We start from the raw sequence: 24147 nt of genomic DNA, 5'->3' as shown, positions 1-24147 counted from the left end.
GAGGTTGCGATGGACTTTTCGCCGGCGGACCTGTTCCGCTCAACCAAAACCGGCTCTCGCAGCAGCCTGGACCGCGTCAACAAGCAGATTTCCGCATCGCGCGGAACGTTTCGCCAAAAGGTGCACGTCGGCGTGCTGTTGGCGACTGTGGCGCTCGTCACCTATGGCGCCATTATTATCTGGTCCGCCTCGCAGTTTAAAGCCGATGCCTCGTTCTCGCGTCACCTGCTGGGTATCGGTATTGGCGCGGTGCTGGCGGTGCTCGTCTGGCGCACCGACCTGCGCGGCATTTCCAACTTTTCGACGGCCCTGCTCGTCATCGATCTCATCGTGATCTTCTCGCCTAAGATTCCGGGCCTGTCCTACACGGGCGGCTTGGGAATGACGGGTTGGATCAAGATTCCCGGTATCGGTTTAACATTCCAGCCCGTTGAGCTTGCCAAGCTCATCACCATCTTCTTTATGGCCACGCTTGGCTCGCAGTACAACGGGCGCATCGATACCGCTCGCGACTACATTAAGCTCTGCGGCATGCTGTCCGTTCCGTTTTTGGCCGTCGTCGCCATGGGCGATTTGGGCTCGGGTCTGGTCGTGCTGGTGTCGGGCGCCATCGTCATCTGCATGAGCGGTGCGCGCCGCGAATGGGTGCTGTCGACTTTGGCTCTGCTCGTGGGTTTGGTGGCGCTCGTCCTGGCGCTCGATTCGGTCTTCGATTCGCTGCTCGGTCATGATGTGCTCATTAAGCAGTACCAGATGAATCGTCTGACGGTCTTTATCGACCCCGACAACGCCGATTCGGACGATGCGTATAACCTGCAGCAGTCGTTGATCGCGGTCGGCTCGGGCGGTTTCTTTGGTAAGGGCCTGGGGCATGCGACGCAGTCGGCCGGGGGCTTTCTGCCCGAGTTCCATACCGACTTCGTCTTCGCCTTTTTGTCAGAGACGTTCGGCTTCTGCGGTTCCTTTTTGTTGCTGTGCCTGTACGTACTGCTCATCTTCTCGACGATCCGCGTCGCCTTTAAGTGCGAGTCTCTGTTTCTACGCTTGTCATGCGTGGGTATTGTCGGCATGTGGGCATTTCAGACGTTCGAGAACATCGGCATGTGCATTGGCATGATGCCGATTACCGGTATTCCGCTGCCGTTCATTAGCTTTGGTTCGTCCTCGATGATGATCCAGTTGTTGACGGTGGGTATCGTACAATCCATATGGCGGCATCGTTCGGGCGCCGCGTAACCGCTGGAGGGGTTTGCCATGAAGATTCCCGTAGAAAAGCTGACTCGCGCTTTTAAAATGGGCGCGACCACCAAGAGGGATTCCGATACGCCGGTGCGCGTTTCGGTCTACCTGGATTCGACCGCCTCGCGTTTTTTGGTCGAGACGGTGCGCGATGCCTTTGTGCCGCAGACGACCTCGGGTATTGTCCGCGTTGAGCGCCTGGGTGAGGAGCGAATCGTCCCCAAGACCGATACCGACGTGGTGCTGGTGCTTTCGTGCGGATCTGAGCGCCTTGAGAGCGCCGTGCAGGAGCTCGTCATTGCCGGCGCGCCCGTGTGCGTGCTGGCCGAGTCCGCTGTCGAGGTGCCTTTTATCCAGGAGTCCACGCCCATGCTCGGCGTGGTAGCGGCCACCGATAAGACGTATCTGCTCGAGACACTCGCCCGCTGGATCCTGGACCGTACGGAAAAGGAGACGGCCTTTGCGGCGAACTTTGCCTTTATGCGCATCGCCGCCGCCAACCGCATCATCACCTCGTGCGCGCTTACCAATATGGCGACGGGCGCGCTGGTGTTTTTGCCGGGGGCCGATTATCCCGTTATGGCGCTGGCGCAGGTTGGCATGCTCTTTGAGCTTGCGGCCATCTTTGGACGCGGCATTAAGCCCGAGCGCGGCTACGAGGTCGCGGGCGTGCTTGCCGGCGGCTTGGTAATGCGCGCCGTCACTCGCGCCCTGGTGAAGCAGACGCCGCATATCGGCTTTGCCGTCAAGGCACTCTCCGCCGCTCTCGGCACCTATGGCATGGGCCGTGCGCTCGTGTCTCTCTACGAGCGCGATATCGACTACAGCCGTGCCAACGAGGTGGTTGCCGCCACGTTCTCGCGCGTCCGCGACCTGGTGACCACGGTTGCCGGCGCTACCCGTCCCATGAATCCTTTTGAGGATGCATCCGATCTCGCTGCTTAGGGGTTTCTTTTGCGCGTTCCATACCAAGACTGTTTTCATTTGATCGAGCCGCTGCTCGCGAAGGTCGAAAAGCCGAGTCGCTATATCGACCACGAGTGGGGTACGCTCTCCAAGGCCGATGCCGACTATCGTTGCTGCATGATTTACCCGGACGTGTACGAGGTCGGCCTGCCCAACCAGGGTATCGCCATCCTGTACAACATCCTTAACCAGGCCGAGGGCATCTCCTGTGAGCGCGGTTATGTGCCGTGGCCCGATATGGGCGATGCCATGCGCGAGGCCGGTATCCCGCTACTGTCGCTCGAGGGCGCAGCGCCCGTGGCCTCGTTTGATATCGTCGGTATGCACGTGCCGCACGAGATGGCCGTGACAAACTTTCTCGAGGCGCTCGACCTCGCCGGCATTCCGCTGCTGGCTGCTGACCGCACCGAGGACGATCCCATCATCGTCGCCGGCGGACCTTCGGTTTATAACCCCGAGCCGTATGCGGCCTTCTTCGATGCCATCCTGATTGGCGAGGGTGAGGAGTCGCTGCTCGAGATCTGCCACCTGCATCGCCGCCTGCGTGACGAGGGCGTCCCGCGCGCCCAGATTGTCGAGCGGCTCGCGACCGTCTCCGGTACCTACGTGCCGTCGCTGTACGAGGTGCGCTATGACGAACCCTGCTCACCGCACGGCTACACCGTGCCGCGCGAGGGTAAGGACGTGCCGCCGGTGGTCTACAAGCGCGTCGTTGAGGACTTTGGCGCTACCAATCCGTTGTCGCAGTCGTGCGTGCCCTACGCACAGCTCGTTCACGATCGCCTGTCTATCGAGATCCTGCGCGGCTGCGCTCGCGGCTGCCGTTTTTGCCAGGCCGGCATGACGTATCGCCCGGTGCGCGAGCGCTCGGCCGACCAGATCGTGTCCTCGGTGATCCAGGGCCTGGAAAAGACCGGCTATGACGAGGTGTCGCTTACCTCGCTTTCGACCACCGATCACTCCTGCATCCGCGACGTGCTTGGCAGGCTCAACCGCCGCTTGGAGGATAGGGGCATTCGCGTGTCCATTCCCTCGCAGCGCCTGGATTCGTTTGGCGTGGATATGGCCGAGTCGGTCGCCGGAGAAAAGAAGGGTGGCCTGACGTTTGCCCCCGAGGCCGGTAGCCAGCGTATGCGCGACATCATCAACAAGAATGTGACCGAGGAGGACGTGGACCGCGCGGCCAAGGCGGCCTTCGAGGCCGGCTGGAACCGCATGAAGCTCTACTTTATGATGGGTCTTCCCGGCGAGCGCGACGAGGATATCGTGGCCATCGCCAACCTGGCCGATCACGTGCTGGAGCTCGGCCGCTCCGTGGTACCCAAGGCGCGCCGCGGCTCCATCTCGGTGTCCATCTCGGTGTCGGTGTTTATTCCCAAGGCCGCCACGCCTTTCCAATGGTGCCCGCAGCTCGATTACGACGACGTTAAACGCCGTCAGAAGCTCCTCATTACGAGTGTTCGCAACCGTGCGGTCCGCGTGCACTACCACGATGCCGAGACCTCGCTTATCGAGGCGGCGCTGTCTCGTGCAGGCCGCGACATGACGCCTGTCATCATCGATGCCTGGCGTGCCGGTTCGCGTTTTGACGCCTGGGTGGAGCATTTCTCGCTCGATAACTGGAAGGAGGCCGCGGCCAAAAACGGCATCGACCTCAACGAGCTCGTGCACCTGCCCTACGAGCTGGACTGGCACCTGCCCTGGGAGCACGTGAGCCCCGGCTGCTCGCGTGGCTTCCTCGAGCGCGAGTACCGTCGCTCGCTGGAGGGTGTCACGACGCCCGACTGCACCCGCACGTCGTGCACCGGCTGCGGAATCTGCCCCACGCTCCACGCCAAGAACGTATTGGTGGGTGATCGCGCATGAGTGAACGCTTGACCGACAACCCCACGCTCTTTAGGCTTCGCGTTCGCTACGGCAAGCGCGATCGTCTCAAGTACCTGGGCCACCTGGAACTAATCCATACCATTGAGCGTATCGTGCGTCGCGCGGGGCTGCCTTATGCTGTCACGCAGGGTTTCTCGCCACATATGCGTGTGGGCTTTTCGTCGGCGTTGCCCGTGGGCACGTCGTCGACCTGCGAGTGGTATGACCTGTTTATGACCGAGTTCGTCGCGCTCGACGAGGCCTTTGGGCGCCTGGCCGCGGCATCTCCGGCCGATTTGGCGCCCATCGAGGCCGCCTACATTGACGTGCGCACGCCGGCGCTCACGGCCCAGCTCACGCGCCTGTCGTACCGCATCGACCTGCACCTGGACCCTGAGGCGCCGGTCGCTGTCGACGAGGTGCGTCGCGCAATCGACACGTTGCGCGCGGCCCACGGCATCGATTATGCGCGCGGCAAAAAGAGCAAGCGCCTGGACTTGGACCATACGCTCGTGGGCTACGAGCTTAAGGCGGGGGAGCGCCCGGACCATCTGGTGCTCATACTCGACACCCATGCCGACAACGAGGGCTCCATGCGTCCGGAGATTTTGCTTTCTGCTGCTGATGTTTTGTTGCAGGGCTTGACCCCGGGCGTCGATGCACCTATTGTTTCCACCGGTATGCAAGACCTCGTGACCATCTGCTCCTACGATGTCGAGCGTCAGAATCAAGCATGCGAAGACGACGAGGGCCGACTCGTCAGCCCCATACCTGTGCGAACTTGTGGATTTGCTCCACATACTCGTTGACGGGGGTATTATCGCCTGCTACTATATTCGGCTGTTGCACTAACTGATGCATGAAGGGCAAGTAAACATGTACGCAATCGTTAACACGGGCGGCAAGCAGTACAAGGTCGCCACCGACGATGTCATCACCGTCGAGAAGATCGAGGGCAATGAGGGCGACAAGGTCACCCTGCCGGTCATCTTCCTCAACGATGGTAAGAAGATCGTCACCGATCCCGACAAGCTGGCCAAGGCCAAGGTTACCGCTCAGATCGTTGAGCAGTTCAAGGGCGAGAAGCAGCTGGTCTTCAAGTTCCACAAGCGTAAGCGCTATCGTCGTCTGAAGGGTCACCGTCAGCAGCTCACCAAGCTGAAGATCGTGAAGGTTCAGGCTACCTCCCGCGCCAAGAAGGCTGTCAAGGCAGAGGCTGAGGCTGTTGCCGAGGCTCCCGTCGCCGAGTAGATTACACTCGTAACGAAAGAGTAGGTATACACAATGGCACACAAAAAAGGACTCGGTTCCTCCCGTAATGGCCGTGACTCCCGCGGTCAGCGCCTTGGCACGAAGCGCTTCGCCGGCCAGACGGTAACCACGGGCACGATTCTCGTCCGTCAGCATGGCACGCACATCCACCCGGGTGCGAACGTTGGCCGTGGCAAGGACGACACGCTGTTCGCGCTGGTCGACGGTACCGTTGAGTTCCACAAGGGTATCAAGCACAGGGTCAGCGTACGCCCGCTCGCGAACGCGTAATTCACCCTTCATAGAGCACATATGTGGGAGGCACTTGAGTTTTAGGATTCAAGGGTCTCCCTCTTTTTTGTAGGAGGCGATTCTGTTGTCACAGTTCACCGATATCAGCCGCATTAACGTTTGCGGCGGCGACGGCGGAGCCGGATGCATGTCGTTTAGGCGCGAGGCATTTGTTCCCAAGGGCGGCCCCGATGGCGGCGACGGCGGCCGTGGCGGCAATGTCGTCATCCAGGCCGATGCTCAGCTGTCTTCGCTGATCGATTACCGCTTTAAGCATCACTTCCGTGCCGAGCGCGGCACGCACGGCCAGGGCGCCCGTCGCAATGGCAAGAGCGGCGAGGACCTGATTTTGAAAGTTCCCATGGGCACCGTAGTCCGCGAGCTCGATCCCGAGACGCAGACCCCGATGTTCGAGATTGCCGACCTGGTGCACGATGGCGAGCGCGTTGTCGTGGCACCCGGTGGTGCCGGCGGTCTGGGCAATACCCACTTTGTGACGTCGGTGCGCCGCGCGCCCGCGTTTGCCCAGCTGGGTGAGCCTGCCGAGGAGCACTGGATCGAGCTCGAGATGAAACTTATGGCCGATGCCGCGCTCGTGGGCTTTCCCTCGGTGGGCAAGTCCTCGCTCATCGCGCGTATGAGCGCCGCCCGTCCCAAGATCGCCGACTACCCGTTTACCACGCTCGTGCCCAATCTGGGCATGGTGCGTGCCGGCGAGTACTCCTATGTCGTTGCCGACGTTCCCGGCCTCATCGAGGGTGCGAGCGAAGGCAAGGGCTTGGGTCACCAGTTCCTGCGCCATATTGAGCGCACTGCTTTGATTATGCACGTTGTCGATATGACGGGCGGTTTTGAGGATCGCGATCCGGTTGAGGACTATCGCATCATTAACCGTGAGCTCGAGCAGTATGGTGCCGAGCTCTCGGAGCGCCCGCAGATCGTCGTCGCCAACAAGTGCGATGCGCCGGGCACGGCCGACAAGATTGCCGACCTTAAGCGTGCGGCGCTCGACGACGGCCACATGTTTTTTGCCGTTTCCGCCGTTACGGGTGCCGGCCTCAACACGCTGATGCTTGCCGTGGGCGAGCAGGTGGCTAAGCTTCGCGCGGAGCTTGCGGTTTCCGATGAGCCGGTCGATTTGCGCGATGAGGAGTGGGAGCGTCGCCGCCTGCAGCGCGAGAAGCGCTTCCGCATTGTTGAGGAAGAGCCCGGTGCTTTCCGCGTGGTTGGTCGCGCGATCGAGCGCATGGTTATCCAGACCGACTGGGAAAACGAGGAAGCTGTCATCTACCTGCAGCATAAGTTTGCGCGCATGGGCGTTGACGACGCGCTCGAGAAGGCCGGCTGCCGTGCGGGCGACGAGGTTCGCATTTGCCAGCGCGCCTTTGACTTTGAGGGCGCCGAGGACTTCTCGGAATACGAGGACGACCTCGAGGATGCAGGCGTTGAGGTTATTGACGTAGCGGCCGAGGGTGCGGACGTGGCTCATGTCGCCGAGGGCTCCGAAGGCGCTACCGAAGTCGACGTTATTGAGACCCCGGAGGGCGAGTAAGCCATGTCGCTGCACGGTGGAATCGGATTGCCAGAGCTGCCCATCAAGGATGGGCACGAGTTTCGGCTTGGCATTATGGGCGGCACCTTTGACCCGATTCATTACGGGCACTTGGTTACCGCCGAGCAGGCTCGCGAGTCGCTCGACTTGGACGCCGTGCTTTTTATGCCGGCCGGCTCTCCTGCCTTTAAGCTCGACAAACCGGTGACGCCTGCTGAGGACCGTTATGCCATGACGGTCCTCGCGACTGCCGCGAACCCGGCCTTTTTGGCAAGCCGCTTCGAGATCGATCGTGCCGGTGTCACCTATACAGCCGATACGCTGCGTGCCCTTCGCGAGTTTTACCCGCCACAGGTGAAGCTTTACTTTATTACGGGTGCCGATGCGATTATCGATATTGTGACCTGGCACAATGCTCATGAGATTGCCGAACTGGCAACCTTTATCGCTGCGACACGCCCCGGCTTTGACATCGATACGGCCCGGGCGAGGATTAAGGAATCGGGGCTGCCATTCGATGTGCGCTATATTCAGATTCCGGCGCTGGCGATTAGCTCGACAAACATCCGCAAGCGGGTTGCCCGCGGCATGAGCGTGCGCTATCTTACGAGCGAGTCCGTGCTCGGCTATATCCGTAAACGCGGCCTGTATGCCGATCTTGGGCAAGACGATTTTGATTGACGGGGGGAAACGTTGTCGGTAGAAGATCAGTTTGAGGGCGACGAGCGCGCGCTCTTGACGCGTATCCACGAGTTGCTCGATGTGCGCATGAAGGATAAGCGTAAGCGCTACGTGCATTCGCTCGGGGTTGCCGAGACTGCACTGCACCTAGCCGAGGTATACGGTGTCGACCGCTTTGATGCCGCTGCCGCCGGCCTGATCCATGACTGGGACAAAGTGCTCTCCGACGACGAGCTGGTCACGCGCGCTCTGCATTATGGCATTAAGATTGCAGGCTCTCCGTCTGCCGCGACGCCGCTTTTGCATGGCCCGGTTGCCGCCTATGAGCTTCCGCAGCTTTTTCCCGAGCTGTCGCCGGCGGTCTTTCAGGCTGTCGACCGTCACACCGTGGGCGCTTGCGACATGACGCCACTCGATATGGTGGTCTTTGTGGCCGATGCCGTCGAACCCAACCGCCACGGCGATTATGCCCATGCGCTGCGCAAGATGGTGGGGAAGTCCTCGCTCGACGAGTTGTTCTTCTCCTGTTTTGCGCAGGGTCTGGTCTATGTGATCCAGTCCGGGCGCTATCTTTATCCCACGGCTATTACGATTTACAACCATTACGCCCAGCTGCGCTAGCTCGGGTGCGTCTAGAAAGAGGTATTCCATGGCCGATGAGACCATGACCGACGAGCAGATTCTTGAAGGTGCGGAGCACAAGAGTTTCGTGGCCACGTCCGACCGCACTGCCGCGACGCTCTCCGCCAGCGGTGTCGCCGCCGAGGATGTCGCCCGCGCTGCCGCGCAGGCCGCCTACGACAAGAAAGGCGAGGACGTTCAGGTGCTCGACCTGACTGAGCTTTCCGATGTGTGTGACTACTTTGTCCTTGCTACCGGCACCAACAACCGCCAGGTTGATTCCATCGTCGACGAGATTGAGGAGAAGGTCGCCGAGGCTTGCGGCGAGCACCCGTTTTCCATTGAGGGCCGCGAGCAGAAGACCTGGATGCTCATGGACTACGGTTCGGTTGTCGTCCACGTCTTCACTCCCGAGGCGCGTGAGTTCTACCGCCTCGAAAAGCTCTGGGGCGATGCTCCCCAACTCTCCCTGGACCTCCTCTAGTAGCTCATTTGGGACGGGGCTTTTTTAGCTACCCTCAAGTGTTTCGCCGGGCAGTCGCGTTTTTCCGCGGCCGCCCGGCTTTCTTTTTGCCCAAAAGTAGCTAATTTGGGACGGGGCTTTTTTAGCTACTACCTACCGTTCGCCGAACATCGCGATTTATAGCTCCCAGTACGTTTTTTTTCTACTCTGGCTCGGGTAACGTAATTGTTATCTGTAGAGGAGGGGATGCGTATGACTCGGACTGCGCGAGAAATCTCTGTATATGGTTTTTACCATGTCGTCCAAAAGGGATGTGCCGACCAACTCATATTTGAGGATGACGAAGATCGGCTCTATCTGATTCGGCTGATTGCTTCGAAATGCCAGAAGTTTAAAGTGGATGTCATCGCGTGGTGCCTTATGGATAACCATATTCATCTTCTGCTTGACGACGAGCATGTTCATCTGAGCGATTGCATGCATTCGATTACGACGGCGTATGCCATGTATTTCAACTCAAAGACAGGCAGGAAGGGGCCTGTTTTCCAGGATCGATTTAAGAGTGTGCCGATCCTCGATGATGATCAGCTGCTCAACTGCGTGAGATACATTCACGACAACCCCGCGAAGGCGAGGATTGGGACCGCTTCGCTGTATCGATGGAGCAGCTTTCGCGAGTATATGGGATATCCGGGTATCTGCAAAACGGATTGTGTTCTCGGGTTGCTTGGTGACTCTCAGAGATTTTTTGCCTTCAGCACCTCGGGTGAGCCCAATCGCTATTGCTTCCGTGACGGCGCTCATGTGAGCGACACAGATGCGCTGGAGTTTGCGCAGGCTCTTCTTAAGCCGTACGAGCCTCATTACCTTAAGGCTTTGCCAAAGGGGGCGCGCGATGCCTGCATTCGTACTTTGAAGAGCGAGGGCTTTTCGATTAAACAGATCGTCCGCCTTACGGGCATTGGACGCTGCACCATACAAAAGGTCAAAGTCAAAAAATAGCTCATTTTGGACGAGGTCTGTGTTGTGACCGCGTCAGGTATGGGTTGGGCAGCTAATTTGGGACGGGGCTATTTTAGCTAACCCTACAAATCGGTTGAGTTTCATTCCGGCCCCGGGTGATTCGCTGCCAGCTGAAGGGTAGCTAAAATAGCCCCGTCCCAAATTAGCTACCCCGTACTACCCTGACAATCTAAAGTAGCTAAAAAAGCCCCGTCCCAAATTGACTACTTAGTGGGAGGAGAAGCGTGATTGGCGGCCGAAGGATAGGGCGGTGTCGCCGAATTTGTCTCGGACTGCGTCGATGGCGACGGATAGGTCACGGCGGTCGCTGGATTGGGCTCCGCGGTCGTCGACTTCGCAAAACAGGTCGGTCTGTATGCCGCCTTGATGATTGAAGTCACTCATGCCTATGCCGGCAAGGCGTACATGCATTCCTTCCTGCCAGATGTTGTCGAGCAACTCGATCGCTACCGCCACAAAGATGTTCTCGTCGTCGGTGGGATGGGGGAGTCGTCGCTGTGCCGAGCGACCGCTGCCGTACGAGTACTTAAGTTTGAGCGTCACCGTGGCGCCGGTAAGTCCCTGGCGGCGCAGGCGACGTCCGACGGATTCGCCCAATAGTGCAATCGCCGCTTCGATGTCCCCGCGCTCGGTCAAATCTTTCGCAAAGGTGCGCTCATTGCTTACCGACTTGACCTCACGCTCTTCATCGAGGCTCGTGACTTCGGAAACCTCGAGCCCCAACGCACGCTGGCGCATGCGCTCGCCGTTAACGCCAAAAATCGAAGACAGTGTGGATTCCGGTGCGCGCGACAGCTCACCCAGCGTGTAAATCCGCATGCGGCGCAGCCGCTCCTCGGCCGAGCGCCCGATACCGCTCATGGCAGAAACAGGTAACGGCGCCAGAAAACGCTGCTCAGTTCCCGGGCGTACGACCGTAAGCCCAAACGGCTTGTCTCGCTCGCTTGCAATCTTGGCTACCGTTTTGTTGCAACCGACGCCGATGGAGCAGGTTACCCCCAGTGCCGCCACGCGATCGCTGATGCGTCGTACGACGAGCAGTGGGTCTTCGGGCGCAAAGCGGCCCGGCGTGATGTCGATAAAGGCCTCGTCGATGGACACGCGCTCTACGCGTGGTGTCTCGTCGGCAAGAATATTCATGACCTGTGCGCTAACCTCGTGGTAGCGATCGAAATGCCCGTGTGTCCAAATGGCCTGCGGACAGAGGCGGCGCGCCTCGGCCGAGGGCATGGCGGAGTGCACGCCAAAGCGACGTGCCTCGTATGAGCAGGTGGAGACGACGCCGCGCGATTCGGCGTCTCCGCCCACGATAAGCGGCTTGCCGCGCCACTCGGGATGATCGAGCATCTCCACGCTCGCAAAAAACGCATCGAGATCCATCAGACCCACCGCCGGACCCGTCCAGGGCGGCGGCGTGACGCCCGCAGTATCCTCATAACCGTATGTATGTTCGCATCTTTTCATGGCATGAGTATACCGCGCAGCTCATGTGGGGTGCGTGGATGTGCTTGCAAATCGCGAATTCTTGTCTAAGATATGGATTTGCCTTCGACTACACCGAAGAAGTTGGTCTCACGGACTTCACCTGCCCGCGTCGATGGCGTATTATGTTCAACTGTTTGTTTGTAGTTGCAGCCTAAAGCTGCTTGGTTGGAGGAGTTTCCTTTGGCAGTCAAGATTCGCCTTGCTCGTCACGGCGCTAAGAAGCGTCCGTACTACCGTGTCGTCGTCGCCGATTCCCGCGCCCCGCGTGACGGTCGTATCATCGAGGAGGTTGGCCGCTACAACCCGATGACCGCCCCCAAGACCATCAACCTCGATCTCGAGAAGATTGCTGACTGGCAGTCCAAGGGCGCTCAGCTCACCGACGCTGTCGCCGCCCTGGTCAAGGCCGCCAACGAGGGCGAGAAGACCGAGACCGTCGTCAAGAAGTCCAAGAAGCAGCTCGCCAAAGAGGCCGAGGCCGCTAAGGCTGCCGCTGAGGCCGCTGAGGCCGCTGAGGGCGCCGAGGAGTAAATCGTGCCTGAGGTTGACGCTGCACAGCTCGAGGGTGAGGCAATGCTCTCAGATCGCATCGCCGATCTCGTCGAATATCTCGTTGTTCAGATCGTCGACGACCCGGATTCCGTGAGCCTGGAAGTTATCGATGGTGACGATGCCTCAACTATTGAGGTTTCGGTTGCCGAGGATGACGTAGCTAAGGTCATTGGCCGTCGCGGCCGTACCATCAAGGCCATTCGCACGCTCGCCCGTGCACTGGCCGCTCGCCTCGACACTTCCGTCGAGGTAGAGGTTCTGGGCTAGGACCTTGAGGTCCCAGTACAAAAACATCGCCCGTGTGGTTAAGCCGCATGGAAGGAAGGGGGAGGTCCTCGCGCAGCCGCTGCGGGGGCTTCCTTCTGTATTGGAGCCGGGTATGCGCGTCGCCCTGACGCCACCGGCGCTCAAGCGTGACCGCTTTTGCACGGTTACATCCGTTACCGATACGGGCGATGGCGATCTGGTTTCGTTTGAGGGCATTGACGACTTGACGGCCGCCGAGGGCATCACGGGTTGTTTCGTTCTGGCGAACCGTGATGACTTTGAGCTCGATTCACTTGATGCCGCCTATACCGACCTTATGGGTCGCGAGGTGGTTGACGAGCGCTTTGGGTCGCTCGGAACGATCGTTGAGATTATGTCGACGCCCGCCAACGACGTTTGGGTTGTCGAGGGTGATCGGTATGGCGAGGTGCTGATTCCCGTGATCGAGCAAGTTGTGCTCGATCTTCCCGATCGGGGAGCAATATCCGTCCACGTTATGGACGGCTTGATCGATATGGACAAGTAGGGAGGACAACATGCTGATCGAGACCCTTTCGGTCTTTCCCGAGATGTTTGAGCCCGTTATGTCCACATCGATTTTGGGCCGCGCCCGCAAGGCCGGCCTTTTTGATTTTAAGGCGTATAACCTGCGCGACTGGACGCACGATCGCCATCGTACCGTCGATGACGAGCCGTACGGCGGCGGTCAGGGCATGCTCATGAAGGTCGAGCCTATTGCCGAGGCAATCGAGGCCATTAGCTCTGAGGGTCCCAAGCCCACCGTGGTGTTCTTTACGCCCTGCGGTGAGCCTTTTACGCAGCATGTAGCCGAGCGCCTGCTCCAAAGCGAGCGCCTGCTGTTTGTGTGCAGCCGCTACGAGGGTGTCGATGAGCGCGCGTATGCCTATGCCGACGAGCGCCTGTCGATCGGCGACTATGTGCTCACGGGCGGCGAGCTGCCCGCTATGGTCGTTGCTGACGCCGTCGTGCGTCTGATTCCCGGCGCGCTTGGTGACGAGATGAGCAACGTTGACGAATCATTCTCGACCGCCGAGGACGGTGGGCTGCTCGAGTACGCGCAGTACACCCGTCCTGCCGAGTTTAACGGCGAGGGCGTGCCTCCCGTGCTTGTAAGTGGTGACCACGCCAAGGTTGACGCTTGGCGCCGCAAGAACGCCATCGAGCGCACCTGTCGCTGGCGTCCCGACTTAATTGAGACGGCGCGCCTTACGCCCCAGGAGCGTGCGTACGCGCAGGAGATTTTGGACGCTTCGTATTCGCAGAGCGAGGAGTGAGAATGGTTCCGTCGCAGCATTCCATGCTAAAGGGCGCGTTTGAGTGGGTCGTGATCGTCGCGATCGCGCTCGTGGCCACCTTCTTGATTCGCACCTTTGTGGTCGAGCCCTTTGTGGTTCCCACCGGTTCCATGGAGTCCACGATTGAGATTGGCGACCAGATCCTGGCGCAAAAGGTGACGCTTGAGCTCGGCCAGCCTGTCAAACAGGGCGATATTGTGGTGTTCCACAACCCCGATGGCACCTCTGAGCACGATGTGCTCGTCAAGCGGGTCATCGCTACGGCCGGCCAGACGGTCAACCTGCAGGACGGCAAGGTGATCGTTGACGGCCAAGCGCTCGACGAGGACTATACGACGGGCATGAGCTGGCCACTGTCGGTCCAGGCGCCTGGTGCTCAGGTGAGCTATCCCTACACCGTCCCAGACGACTGCGTGTGGGTGATGGGCGACAACCGCGAGAACTCAGCCGACTCACGCTACTTTGGCCCGGTCGACCGTTCGGACCTGATCGCCGTGGCGCTCGTGCGTTACTGGCCGCTCAACCGTCTGGGCGCTATCGACTAAAAACCGCTATAGTACAGTACCTAACCGTGTAATCGTTTCGACGAGGGGATATTAGAGGCATGAACGCTTCATCGCTTTCCTTCCAAGACATCATCCTGCGCCTCCAGCAGTACTGGGGCGAGCAGGGCTGCGTCATTATGCAGCCCTATGACTCCGAGGTCGGTGCCGGTACCTTCCATACCGCGACCACGCTGCGCTCGCTCGGTCCTGCCGAGTGGCGCACCTGCTATGCGCAGCCCTGCCGCCGTCCCGCCGACGGTCGCTACGGCGAGAACCCCAACCGCATGCAGCACTACTATCAGTTCCAGGTGCTCATCAAGCCCTCGCCGGTCAACGCCCAGGAGCTTTACCTGGGGTCTCTTGCCGCCATTGGCCTGGACCCCAACGACCATGACGTCCGCTTTGTCGAGGACGACTGGGAGAGCCCGACGCTCGGCGCCTGGGGCCTTGGCTGGGAGGTTTGGCTCAACGGCATGGAGGTCACGCAGTTTACGTACTTCCAGCAGGTGGGCGGCATCGAGGTCGACCCCGTGCCCGTCGAGATCACCTACGGCCTGGAGCGCATCGCCATGTACGCCCAGGGCGTCAACTCCGTCTATGACCTGGTGTGGAGCTATCTGCCCGACGGCACGCCCATGACCTACGGTGACGTGTTCCTGGAGAACGAGCGCGAGTTTAGCGCCTACAACTTTGAGGTCGCTAACGTCGAGATGATGCGTCAGAAGTTTGACGACTACGAGGCCGAGTGCCACTCCTGTCTGGAGCGCAAGCTGCCGCTGCCCGCATACGACTGCGTCATGAAGTGCAGCCATGCCTTCAACCTGCTCGATGCCCGCGGCGCCCTGTCCGCAGTCGAGCGCGCCAACTACATCCTGCGCGTCCGCGCCGTCGCCAAGGCGTGCTGCGAGGCCTATATGGCCGAGGTCGCCGGAGTTAACGAGAATGCCGACCAGGAAGGCGAGGTGGCGTAAGCCATGGCAGACGCTAAGGATTTCCTGTTTGAGATCGGTACGGAGGAAATGCCCTCCGCACCGCTGAACAATGCCGTCAAGCAGCTTGGCGATATGATCGCCAAGGGCCTCGACGAGGCCGGCCTGGCCCATGGCGAGGTCCGCGTGATCTCGAGCCCGCGTCGTCTGGCTGCGCTCGTGACCAACGTCGCCACCGCGACCGATGAGGTCCACGAGGTCAAGCGCGGCCCTGCGGCAAACATTGCCTTCGATGCCGACGGCAACGCCACCAAGGCCGCTCAGGGCTTCGCCCGCAAGTGCGGTGTGGCTGCCGAGGACCTGATCCGTCGTGAGGATACCGACGGCCGCGAGTACGTATTCGCCGAGAAGAACATTCCCTCCGCGCCGGCTACCCCTATTCTGACGGCCCTGTGCGAGAAGACGATCGCAGGCCTGCAGTGGCCCAACTACCGTAGCCAGCGCTGGGGCCACGAGCACGCCACGTTTGTGCGTCCGGTCCGTTGGATCTGCTGCCTTCTGGGCGAGGACGTTGTGCCCGTGACTTTTGCCGATGTGACGAGCGGCAATACCACGCGCGGACATCGCGTGCTGGGCGCCGGTGACCATGTTGTCGCCAGTCCCGCCGTCTACGAGCAGGTGCTCGAGGACGCCGGCGTGCTCTCTGCCGAGCGTCGTCGTGAGGCCATCCTTGCCGGTATTGCCGAGGTCGAGGCCGCTCGCCCTGGCTGCCATGTCGACACGCCCAAGAAGGTTTTCGAGGAGGTCATTAACCTCTGCGAGTGGCCGACGGTGCTCGTCGGTACCTTCGACGAGGAGTTCCTCAAGGTCCCGCACGAGATCATCTGCGAGTCCATGCTCACCAACCAGCGCTACTTCCCGATCTATGACGGCGAGGGCAAGCTCACGCGTGAGTTCGTGGTCGTCTCCAACAGCAAGCCCGAGAATGCCGATCGTGTGATCGACGGCAACGAGCGCGTCGTGCGCGCCCGTCTGGACGATGCCAAGTTCTTCTACGAGGAGGACCTGAAGATCTCCCTCGACGAGTTCCGTGAGCGTCTGGCCAAGGTTGCCTTCCAGGAGAAGCTCGGCAGCGTGCTCGCCAAGTCCGAGCGCATTGAGCAGCTCGCGCTCGCTATTGCCCGCGAGGCCCATCTGGGCGCCCACCTCGCTGCCGATGCCGCTCGCGCCGCGCACCTGTGCAAGGCCGACCTGGTTTCCAACGCCGTCGTCGAGTTTACGAGCCAGCAGGGCGTGATGGGTGGCTATTACGCAACTGCGATGGGGGAGAACGACGAGGTCGCCCACGCCATTCGCGATCACTATCGTCCCCGCTTTGCCGGCGATGAGCTGCCCGAGGGCACCGCTGGCTGCATCGTGGCCTGTGCCGACAAGCTCGATACCATTGCCGGTATCTTTGCCATCGGTGAGCCCCCGACCGGCTCTTCCGACCCCTACGCGCTGCGTCGCGCCGCTATCGGCATTATCAACATCCTGCGCGATCGTCTGCCGATCGACCCCACGACGCTCATCGACTTTGCCCTTGAGCTCTATAGCGAGCAGGGTATCGAGTTCGACGCCGCCGAGGTCGCCCAGCAGGTCCGTGACTTCTTCCACGGCCGTCTGGTGAGCATGGCCCGCGACGAGAAGATTCCGGCGGATACCGTCGCCGCCGTCTCCGCGGTGCACATCATCGCTCCGTCCGTCTTCTTCGCCCGCTGCGCCGCGCTCGACGAGGCTCGTAAGAACGATGCCGAGACCTTCGACAACCTGGCTACTGCCTATGCCCGCGCCGCGCACATCTCCAAGCCCGAGCTGGGTATGGAGTACGATCGCAGCCTGATGGGTGAGGCCGAGCTCGCGCTTGCCGATGCCTCCGAGGCTGCTCAGACCGCTGTCGATGGCGCCCTTGCTGCCGAGGATTACCCGGCCGCATTTGCCGCCCTTGCCGCCCTGCGTGCCCCCATCGACCGCTTCTTCGACGAGGTTATGGTCATGGACAAGGACGAGCAGCTCCGCGATAATCGCCTTAAGCTGCTCAACCGCTTCGAGGCCGTTTTCTCTGGCATCGCCAACATCGGTGAGCTTGCCCGCAAAAAGTAAGCCAGCCTGCGCATAAGCGCAAAAGGAGCCCCGCATGGATTGCCCGGTCACCGCACGTCCCACCGTTATCGTTATCTCCGACTCGCTCGGTGATACCGCTTGTGAGGTGGTGCTTGCGGCGTCCGGGCAATTTGATGAAGGGGCTTTTCGTCTCTTGCGCTTGCCCAAAGTGAACTCGGTGGAGCAGGTCAAGTCGTTTGTGGGCCCGCGCGTCGATGCGGACCATCGTGATATCGCCGTGTTCCACACTATCGTCGATCCGGCGCTTCGCGCCCGCGTGCTCGATTACCTGGGTATGCTGCATATTCGCTCTGTCGACCTGATTGGTCCGACCCTTGCCGTGCTGTCGTCGCTCATCGGTGTTCCGCCCAAGGGCGTTGCGGGCGTTATTCACAAAACGGATGACCGCTATTTCCACCGCATTGAGGCTATGGAGTATTTTGTTGAGCACGATGACGGGCGCGGTTGCGACGACCTTTCGGGGGCCGATATCGTGCTGCTGGGCGTGTCGCGTACGTCCAAAACGCCGCTGTCGATGTATTTGGCCTATCAGGGTTACAAGGTCGCAAACGTTCCGCTGGCGCACGGCATGGAGCCGCCGAAGTCGATTTACGAGGTCGACCCGATGCGCCTGTTCGGCCTGATTTCGACCGTTGACGTAATTTCTGAGATTCGCGACAGCCGCTTGGGCGATGACTACGCTCGCGCCGTCGCCGGCTCCTATGCCGAGCCCGAGAGTGTGCGCAGCGAGCTTGAGGAAGCCCGTGCCCTCATGAAGCGCCTAGGCTGCTTTGTGGTGCGTACCGACGGTAAGGCGATTGAGGAGAGTGCATCCGAGATCATCGGTCATTTGGAGGAAATCCAAGAAGCTCGAGCCCGTCGTGCCGCTCGCCGAGCCCAACAAAAGTAGCTAATTTGGGACGGGGCTTTTTTAGCTACCCCGGCTGAGGCCGCGAGCTTTTTGGCCGATTGCCGACGGGGTAGCTAAAAAAGCCCCGTCCCAAATTAGCCACTTATGGTAAAGCGATTTAGCAAAGTTCTTTCAGTTGACCTGCAAGTCTCCTACACTGGTATCTTCATAAGGTAACCACCTTTATCTACCGTTTACCGTCAGTTTTACCACGTTTACCAAACCTCGCACCCTCTACGCAAGCACTTCCAATACCCGCCGTATAGTACCCTCACGGCTCGCATCCGGCGGGTCGATTCGTTACCACGGTCGTGCGCGACAGCGCATGGAAGGGGAGTATCGTGAGCGATTGCAAGAGGGTTTACCGTTTTGGAACCGACGCCCAGGGCACCTGTGTCACTGAGGGCGACAAGTCCATGAACTTCGTGCTTGGCGGCAAGGGTGCAAATCTTGCCGAGATGAGCCGCATCGGCCTGCCGGTTCCCGGTGGCTTTACCATTACCTGCCAAACCTGTGTCGAGTACTCTGGTGCCGGCAACGTGTGGCCCGAAGGCGCACTCGATGAGATTGTTGCCGCCGAGGCCGATCTCGAGGCCCGCTGCGGCAAGAAGCTTGGTGACGCATCCGACCCACTGCTCGTGTCGGTTCGCTCGGGTGCTCCGTTCTCCATGCCCGGCATGATGGACACGGTCCTCAACTTGGGCCTTAACGACGACTCCGTTCTGGGCCTCATTGCCCAGACGCAAAACCCGCGTTTTGCCTGGGATAGCTACCGCCGCTTTATCCAGATGTTCTCCAACGTCGTTATGGGTGTCGATGCCGACTTGTTTGAGAACGCCCTGACCCAGGCTCGCTTGGTCGCCGGCGTCCGCGTCGATTCCGAGCTTTCGGCCGAGGACCTGCAGGAGCTCGTCGAGACCTTCAAGGGTATCTTCTCCGAGAACGTCGAGGCTGCCCTGTATCCCGAGCTCGAGGTTGTCGACGGCAAGCCCGTCTTCCCGCACGATCCGGAGCTCCAGCTGCGCCTTGCCATCCAGGCCGTCTTTGGCAGCTGGATGAACGAGCGCGCCTGCATCTACCGCAAACAGCATGGCATTTCCGACGAGCTCGGTACTGCCGTCAACGTCCAGGCCATGGCTTTTGGCAACAAAGGCGAGACTTCTGCGACCGGCGTCGCCTTTACGCGCAATCCGGCCGATGGCACCAAAGAGTTCTACGGTGACTTTTTGGTTAACGCCCAGGGTGAGGACGTCGTCGCCGGCATCCGCAACACTGAGCCCATCGCCGACCTCAAGACCACCCCGGGCCTCGAGTCCGCTGGCGAGGAGCTCGAGCGCGTTTTCCTGACGCTCGAGGATCATTACCGCGATATGTGCGATATCGAATTCACCATCGAGCAGGGTAAACTGTGGATGCTTCAGACCCGCGTGGGCAAGCGTACCGCTACCGCCGCGCTGCGCATCGCCATCGAGATGGTCGAGGAGGGCCTCATCACCCGCGAGGAGGCCGTGAGTCGCATCGATCCGGCGCAGCTCGACCAGCTTCTGCATCCGCAGTTCGACTCCTCCAAGAAGTACGAGGCCCTGGCCTGCGGCCTTAACGCCAGCCCCGGCGCCGCCGTAGGCGAGGTCGTGTTCTCGAGCGACGATGCCGTCGCGCGCGCCAACGAGGGCCACAAGGTCATTCTGGTTCGCTGGGAGACCAACCCCGATGACTTGAAGGGCATGGTCGCTGCCGAGGGCATCCTTACCAGCCACGGCGGCAAGACGAGCCACGCCGCCGTTATTGCCCGTGGCATGGGTACCCCCTGCGTCTGCGGTGTCGAGCGCTTCCATATTGACGCCGCCGAGAAGGTCGTGCGCATCGAGGGCAGCGACCGCGTGCTTCACGAGGGCGACATCATCTCCATCGACGGCACTCAGGGTATCGTCGTCGATGGCGCCGTCGATCTGGTCTCCGCCGAGCTCACCGGCGATCTGGACACCATTCTGTCCTGGGCCGACGAGATTCGCCTGGACGAGACCGACGGTCACGCCAACCACGTGCGCGTCAATGCCGACAACCCCGAGGATGCCGCGCTCGCACTCGAGTTTGGCGCCGAGGCCATCGGCCTGTGCCGCACCGAGCACATGTTCCTGGGCGATCGCAAGAACATTATCCAGAGCTTTATCCTGTCCGACGACGAGGCCGTGAAGCAGCGGGCCCTGGCCGACCTGCTCAAGGTTCAGACCGAGGACTTTCTGGCGATGTTTAAGACCATGTCCGGTCGCGATGTGGTCGTTCGCCTGCTCGATCCGCCGCTGCATGAGTTCCTGGATAATCCTCGCGAGCTCGAGGTCGCCATCACCAAGAAGGAAGCCGCCGGCGCCAGCGAGGAAGAGCTTGCCACCCTGCGTGCCCGCCTGCGTCGAATCGACGGCATGGTTGAGTCCAACCCGATGCTCGGCTTGCGCGGTGTGCGCCTGTCCGTTGTCTTTGGCGATTTGCCGCTCATGCAGGTTCGCGCCGTCGCCACGGCTGCTGCCCGCCTTATCAAGGAGGGTGTTGACCCGCGCCCCGAGATCATGGTCCCGCTCGTTTCCATCACAGCCGAGCATGTCCAGACCCGCGAGGTCATCGATCGCGTGATCGCCGAGGTATCCGCCGAGGAGGGCGTCGAGCTCAATATTCCCGTGGGCACGATGCTCGAGCTGCCGCGCGCCTGCATGGTCGCCGACGATATCGCCCACCATGCCGACTTCTTCTGCTTTGGCACCAACGACCTCACCCAGACAACCTTCGGCTTCTCGCGCGACGACGCCGAGGCCAAGTTCATCCCGCTGTACATGCACAAGAAGATCCTGAAGGATAACCCCTTCGAGACCATCGACGCGGCGGTGCTCGAGCTGGTGCGTTTGGCCGTCGAGAAGGGTCGCGCCGCCAACCCCGATATGCACTTTGGCGTGTGCGGCGAGCACGGCGGCGACCCCAAGTCCATCAAGGGCCTGTTCAACGTGGCCGATGTGGACTACGTGTCCTGCTCGCCCTATCGCGTACCCCTCGCACGACTGGCTGCCGCCCAGGCCAAGCTCGAGGCCAAGCGTTCCGCTTAACTGAGTCGCGTTCCATTTGCGCCTCTTACGCCCCCCTTCGCGCCGCCGCGCCCCCTGTGGACGCGGCGGCGTTTTATATTGATTCTGTTGGTTCAATACATTGGCAACTGACGGGAGGACTGCGATGAAAAACCTCACCAGGTATTTGCAACGAGCGCGTCGGGGAGCACAGATGACCCTGTGCTGGGTGGTCGTTGCGGTCACGGCGCTTTGCGGGATGCCGACGGCCGGTTTTGCCCTTCAGGATGAATCGCGCGACGAGCTTTATGGCGACGTGGTCAACCCGCTCACCATTACGGTCAACGATCGCGACTGCACGTTTGTAGATATCGATGACGGCAAGCTCGAGGGCCGTACCTCGATGTACGACAACGTCTCGTTCTATACGGCCGCCGTCAAAAAGGTGCTGCCCAACTGGGCATCGCTTGCCTATAACATCCTTGGTTATGGTGGAGGCGACGACTCCGGGGACTTTTTGTACTGGGACCACGCCGGCAAGGGCTTTGAGAAGGACTTCGGTAAGGGTCACTACATCTATCTGTATGATGCGCTTTCGGGCGGCAACGGTGAGCATTCCGACGGCGCCGACAAATCGAAACAGAGTGGTCTGACATCGGCAAAAAGCCTCAAAGCTGTCTACGATCGCTTGACCGACGATATCGCCGGCTGTATCGGTCACAAGCTGAAGGGCTCCGATTTCCGTGAAAACGTGCCGCTCGACGGACTGTCGAAAGACACGACTGAGCAGGACGTCATCTATGCCACCATTGCTTGTGTCGACAAGCTCGGCGGCACCTATCAGTATGATTTCAATGGCTTTGGCATCGCGTTCTATAACTTTAGAGTTCAGCAGCTCAACAGCATGAACAAGCTTAACTGCGCGCCCGAGGACGCGCCGGGCTATTCCTTTGTCGATTCTAAGACTGAGCAGGAGCTCGTTACCTCGGCACTTAACGTCGGCTATGAGGACGCCTCGCAGAGCATCACGCTCGCCCGCGGTACCGAGGAGACGGTCGGCACGAGCACTTCTGAATCCTCATCGTATTCCAAAGGCGGCTCGTGGGGCGCATCGGTGAGCCTCAAGGAGTCGCTGGGCGTGCCCGCAACAGCGAGCGAGGAGATCGAGACCTCGTTTTCGGCCGAAGCCACGATGTCCCAGTTGTGGGAGGCGAGCAAGACCGAGGAACAGTCGATCACCACAACGGTCAATCAGTCGGTCACCGTCGATATGACGATCCCTGCGCACACGCAGGTCAATAGCAAGCAGACGAGTTCTACCACGACGCTGTCCGAGGACTATGACCAGCCGGTGGGCGTGACGTTCGACGTGATTATCTTTAACATGAACGGCGAGTGCTACGACGACAACGCCGCCGTGCAGGAGTTCCATACCGCCGGTTATGACCAGCGCTCGTTCTACACCACCTTTGGCGATCAGTCGACCGACGCCGTGCAGAACCTGTTCCTGCGCTCAATCGCCCATCGTGGCGACGACGGCTACGATACCACCGCCGGAAACGTTACGAGCTGGTCGCATCGCACCAACAACCACATGGTGCGCGCCATCGATTGGAATTCTGTCCTGGCCGATCGCGAGGTGCCATCGCGCAACGGCGGCGCCCCGCGCACGTGCAATGTGCTCAACGACATGGCAGCCACCTACCCCATGTCCATTACGGGTTCCAATCTGTCGTTCGAGTCGGTGACGGTCGATACGCAGTTGGGTACGCCGCAGCCCATTAAGCCCATTTCCAAGATTCTCGTATCGCTGCAGACCGATAAGACCCGAAGGCTTACGGTGGGAGACGAAGACCCCATCTCTTCCTATCGCGTGCGTGCAAGGGACGAGGACGATGTTGACTATTACGGCTTTGTGAAGTCGTCGGGCGACTGGCGCGTGGTCGATAAAAACGGCAAGAAATGCAAGTCCGACGTCATCGAGATCCAGACCGACCCTGTCACCCACGAGCAAGTCGTGGTGGGTAAAAAGGCCGGCACCGCCTACGTAAAGTACTTTATCCCCGAGGACACCTATGTGGACGTGAACGGGCATGTTTCGACCAATGACGAGATCGACGCCGCGGCCTACAAATATAAGGTAAGCGACGTGGCGCCCGAGTCGTTTAACGGCAGCATCAAACTCGAGGGCTCGGCACAGACCGTCGTCGGAGTCGAGGAGAATCTCAACGGCATCGACGGCCTAACGGCTACGGTCTATGACACGACGGGCAAGGAAGTCGATAGGGTCTGCAGCTGGGAGGCCCAAGAGCTCGAGAGCAAGGGCATTTCGGTCGCGACGGACGGCACGATGACCATCTCGCAACCGGGCACCTTCCATGTTCGCGCCTTTATTGACGGCGTGTATTCCGATTGGGCCGAGGTCATCGCCGCACCCGCACCGGTCGACCCGATGACGACCGTGGTCGAGACACCGGTGAGCGTTACGTCCGTTTCTTCGGGGGATTCTTCGGCAACGACGGATAGCGCGGCTCCTGCCCAGGGAGAGCAGGCGGCTTCCGATGCGAACGCGGCCGATTCTGCTCCGGCGAGCGACGATGCCACTGCAGTGACTGACGGCACCGCGCCCGCTGCCGCAAAAGATGCCTCGCCGATTCCTACGGGCCTCGTTACCGTTTTGACCGATATCTGCCGCTACGGCATCGATCACGGCCTCATCGGCACATCAAACAAGGAAGAGATGACCAAGCAGGACTTCGACATCTTAGGCATCCTGTACCTGATGGCAGACAGCCAGGACCTGGTGCCCCAAGCCGCCGAGGACGCGATGAACGAATGGGCTCATGACAACTATAATGACGAAGAGCTTGCCACCTGGAAGCAGCATGCGCTTTCGGTGCTGCTCGAATACGGTTATATCGCGCCCGGAACGACCGTGACGACGCCGACGACTGATGCTGCGGACGGCGCATAAGTGCAGAAAGAGTGCGTGTTTTTG

22 protein-coding genes are annotated in these 24147 nt (G+C 60.4%); 21 read left to right on the top strand and 1 reads right to left on the bottom strand.

Annotated features, from left to right (window positions below):
- Positions 1-9: 9 nt before the first annotated feature.
- From ACQRC0_RS00680 to ACQRC0_RS00630, 11 genes are all read left to right on the top strand, one after another.
- Positions 10-1236 carry an FtsW/RodA/SpoVE family cell cycle protein gene (locus tag ACQRC0_RS00680; RefSeq protein WP_154516190.1) on the top strand — a complete coding sequence of 409 codons (1227 nt, stop codon included), beginning with the start codon at positions 10-12 and terminating at the stop codon, positions 1234-1236.
- 18 nt (positions 1237-1254) lie between these two features.
- Positions 1255-2184 (top strand): YcjF family protein, encoded by a 930-nt coding sequence (locus tag ACQRC0_RS00675; protein ID WP_427726909.1) that lies wholly within the window; start codon positions 1255-1257, stop codon positions 2182-2184.
- Positions 2185-2193: 9 nt separating this feature from the next.
- The gene (locus ACQRC0_RS00670) at positions 2194-4071 is read left to right on the top strand and encodes a TIGR03960 family B12-binding radical SAM protein (protein ID WP_427726906.1); all 1878 of its coding nucleotides are present in this window, start codon (positions 2194-2196) and stop codon (positions 4069-4071) included.
- Entirely contained in the window at positions 4068-4880 is an 813-nt protein-coding gene (locus tag ACQRC0_RS00665) for a TIGR03936 family radical SAM-associated protein (protein ID WP_427726904.1), read from the top strand. The genes ACQRC0_RS00670 and ACQRC0_RS00665 overlap by 4 nt, the downstream gene beginning before the upstream one ends.
- 67 nt (positions 4881-4947) lie before the next feature.
- A complete protein-coding gene (gene rplU, locus ACQRC0_RS00660) occupies positions 4948-5322 on the top strand; it encodes a 50S ribosomal protein L21 (protein WP_035138585.1) in 375 nt (124 codons plus the stop codon).
- A gap of 33 nt (positions 5323-5355) precedes the next feature.
- Positions 5356-5613: a 50S ribosomal protein L27 gene (rpmA, locus tag ACQRC0_RS00655; RefSeq protein ID WP_154516202.1), complete on the top strand. Its 258-nt coding sequence runs from the start codon at positions 5356-5358 to the stop codon at positions 5611-5613.
- An 85-nt stretch (positions 5614-5698) separates the two neighbouring features.
- Positions 5699-7165 (top strand): GTPase ObgE, encoded by a 1467-nt coding sequence (gene obgE / locus ACQRC0_RS00650; RefSeq protein ID WP_427726902.1) that lies wholly within the window; start codon positions 5699-5701, stop codon positions 7163-7165.
- Positions 7166-7168: 3 nt separating this feature from the next.
- The gene (gene nadD, locus ACQRC0_RS00645) at positions 7169-7846 is read left to right on the top strand and encodes a nicotinate-nucleotide adenylyltransferase (protein ID WP_427726900.1); all 678 of its coding nucleotides are present in this window, start codon (positions 7169-7171) and stop codon (positions 7844-7846) included.
- Positions 7847-7933: 87 nt separating this feature from the next.
- Positions 7934-8467 (top strand): bis(5'-nucleosyl)-tetraphosphatase (symmetrical) YqeK, encoded by a 534-nt coding sequence (gene yqeK / locus ACQRC0_RS00640; RefSeq protein WP_427726990.1) that lies wholly within the window; start codon positions 7934-7936, stop codon positions 8465-8467.
- A 28-nt stretch (positions 8468-8495) separates the two neighbouring features.
- On the top strand, positions 8496-8951 hold the full coding sequence (gene rsfS / locus ACQRC0_RS00635; RefSeq protein WP_427726898.1) for a ribosome silencing factor: 456 nt from the start codon (positions 8496-8498) through the stop codon (positions 8949-8951).
- A gap of 231 nt (positions 8952-9182) precedes the next feature.
- On the top strand, positions 9183-9932 hold the full coding sequence (locus ACQRC0_RS00630; protein WP_427726895.1) for a transposase: 750 nt from the start codon (positions 9183-9185) through the stop codon (positions 9930-9932).
- A 228-nt stretch (positions 9933-10160) separates the two neighbouring features.
- Here ACQRC0_RS00630 and dinB read toward each other — a convergent pair whose 3' ends face one another.
- Positions 10161-11417: a DNA polymerase IV gene (dinB, locus tag ACQRC0_RS00625; RefSeq protein ID WP_427726892.1), complete on the bottom strand. Its 1257-nt coding sequence runs from the start codon at positions 11415-11417 to the stop codon at positions 10161-10163.
- Positions 11418-11618: 201 nt separating this feature from the next.
- On the opposite strand from dinB, the gene rpsP reads away from it, so the two are divergent.
- The 10 genes from rpsP to ACQRC0_RS00575 all read left to right on the top strand — a co-directional run bounded on the left by rpsP (position 11619) and on the right by ACQRC0_RS00575 (position 24123).
- On the top strand, positions 11619-11969 hold the full coding sequence (rpsP, locus tag ACQRC0_RS00620; RefSeq protein ID WP_427717582.1) for a 30S ribosomal protein S16: 351 nt from the start codon (positions 11619-11621) through the stop codon (positions 11967-11969).
- Between the two features lie 42 nt (positions 11970-12011).
- Positions 12012-12257, top strand: a complete 246-nt coding sequence (locus ACQRC0_RS00615; RefSeq protein ID WP_154516529.1) for a KH domain-containing protein — start codon at positions 12012-12014, stop codon at positions 12255-12257.
- Positions 12258-12291: 34 nt separating this feature from the next.
- Positions 12292-12783 carry a ribosome maturation factor RimM gene (gene rimM / locus ACQRC0_RS00610; protein WP_427717603.1) on the top strand — a complete coding sequence of 164 codons (492 nt, stop codon included), beginning with the start codon at positions 12292-12294 and terminating at the stop codon, positions 12781-12783.
- Between the two features lie 10 nt (positions 12784-12793).
- A complete protein-coding gene (gene trmD / locus ACQRC0_RS00605; protein WP_154516229.1) occupies positions 12794-13552 on the top strand; it encodes a tRNA (guanosine(37)-N1)-methyltransferase TrmD in 759 nt (252 codons plus the stop codon).
- Between the two features lie 2 nt (positions 13553-13554).
- Positions 13555-14118 carry a signal peptidase I gene (lepB, locus tag ACQRC0_RS00600; RefSeq protein WP_427726889.1) on the top strand — a complete coding sequence of 188 codons (564 nt, stop codon included), beginning with the start codon at positions 13555-13557 and terminating at the stop codon, positions 14116-14118.
- Positions 14119-14177: 59 nt separating this feature from the next.
- On the top strand, positions 14178-15089 hold the full coding sequence (locus tag ACQRC0_RS00595) for a glycine--tRNA ligase subunit alpha (protein WP_006236091.1): 912 nt from the start codon (positions 14178-14180) through the stop codon (positions 15087-15089).
- A 3-nt stretch (positions 15090-15092) separates the two neighbouring features.
- The gene (gene glyS / locus ACQRC0_RS00590) at positions 15093-17189 is read left to right on the top strand and encodes a glycine--tRNA ligase subunit beta (RefSeq protein WP_427726887.1); all 2097 of its coding nucleotides are present in this window, start codon (positions 15093-15095) and stop codon (positions 17187-17189) included.
- A gap of 34 nt (positions 17190-17223) precedes the next feature.
- Positions 17224-18099, top strand: a complete 876-nt coding sequence (locus ACQRC0_RS00585; RefSeq protein WP_154516238.1) for a pyruvate, water dikinase regulatory protein — start codon at positions 17224-17226, stop codon at positions 18097-18099.
- A 341-nt stretch (positions 18100-18440) separates the two neighbouring features.
- Positions 18441-21191, top strand: coding sequence for a pyruvate, phosphate dikinase (gene ppdK, locus ACQRC0_RS00580; protein WP_427726885.1), 2751 nt, complete (start codon positions 18441-18443; stop codon positions 21189-21191).
- A 172-nt stretch (positions 21192-21363) separates the two neighbouring features.
- Complete coding sequence (locus ACQRC0_RS00575; protein ID WP_427726883.1) at positions 21364-24123, top strand: hypothetical protein; 2760 nt, start codon at positions 21364-21366, stop codon at positions 24121-24123.
- Positions 24124-24147 lie beyond the last annotated feature (24 nt).

Source organism: Collinsella sp. SGI.033 (genome assembly GCF_050315135.1).
Taxonomy (GTDB): Bacteria; Actinomycetota; Coriobacteriia; order Coriobacteriales; family Coriobacteriaceae; genus Collinsella.
Note: the sequence above shows the minus strand (reverse complement) of the source record. Positions and strands in the feature narration are given on the sequence as shown.

Bases quoted from the DNA above. Each gene is read 5' to 3' on its own strand.
- ACQRC0_RS00680 (WP_154516190.1), top strand. From the start codon at position 10: ATGGACTTTTCGCCGGCGGACCTGTTCCGCTCAACCAAAACCGGCTCT.
- ACQRC0_RS00675 (WP_427726909.1), top strand. From the start codon at position 1,255: ATGAAGATTCCCGTAGAAAAGCTGACTCGCGCTTTTAAAATGGGCGCG.
- ACQRC0_RS00665 (WP_427726904.1), top strand. From the start codon at position 4,068: ATGAGTGAACGCTTGACCGACAACCCCACGCTCTTTAGGCTTCGCGTT.
- rplU (WP_035138585.1), top strand. From the start codon at position 4,948: ATGTACGCAATCGTTAACACGGGCGGCAAGCAGTACAAGGTCGCCACC.
- rpmA (WP_154516202.1), top strand. From the start codon at position 5,356: ATGGCACACAAAAAAGGACTCGGTTCCTCCCGTAATGGCCGTGACTCC.
- nadD (WP_427726900.1), top strand. From the start codon at position 7,169: ATGTCGCTGCACGGTGGAATCGGATTGCCAGAGCTGCCCATCAAGGAT.
- yqeK (WP_427726990.1), top strand. From the start codon at position 7,934: ATGAAGGATAAGCGTAAGCGCTACGTGCATTCGCTCGGGGTTGCCGAG.
- rsfS (WP_427726898.1), top strand. From the start codon at position 8,496: ATGGCCGATGAGACCATGACCGACGAGCAGATTCTTGAAGGTGCGGAG.
- ACQRC0_RS00630 (WP_427726895.1), top strand. From the start codon at position 9,183: ATGACTCGGACTGCGCGAGAAATCTCTGTATATGGTTTTTACCATGTC.
- dinB (WP_427726892.1), bottom strand. From the start codon at position 11,417: ATGAAAAGATGCGAACATACATACGGTTATGAGGATACTGCGGGCGTC.
- ACQRC0_RS00615 (WP_154516529.1), top strand. From the start codon at position 12,012: ATGCTCTCAGATCGCATCGCCGATCTCGTCGAATATCTCGTTGTTCAG.
- trmD (WP_154516229.1), top strand. From the start codon at position 12,794: ATGCTGATCGAGACCCTTTCGGTCTTTCCCGAGATGTTTGAGCCCGTT.
- lepB (WP_427726889.1), top strand. From the start codon at position 13,555: ATGGTTCCGTCGCAGCATTCCATGCTAAAGGGCGCGTTTGAGTGGGTC.
- ACQRC0_RS00595 (WP_006236091.1), top strand. From the start codon at position 14,178: ATGAACGCTTCATCGCTTTCCTTCCAAGACATCATCCTGCGCCTCCAG.
- glyS (WP_427726887.1), top strand. From the start codon at position 15,093: ATGGCAGACGCTAAGGATTTCCTGTTTGAGATCGGTACGGAGGAAATG.
- ACQRC0_RS00585 (WP_154516238.1), top strand. From the start codon at position 17,224: ATGGATTGCCCGGTCACCGCACGTCCCACCGTTATCGTTATCTCCGAC.
- ACQRC0_RS00575 (WP_427726883.1), top strand. From the start codon at position 21,364: ATGACCCTGTGCTGGGTGGTCGTTGCGGTCACGGCGCTTTGCGGGATG.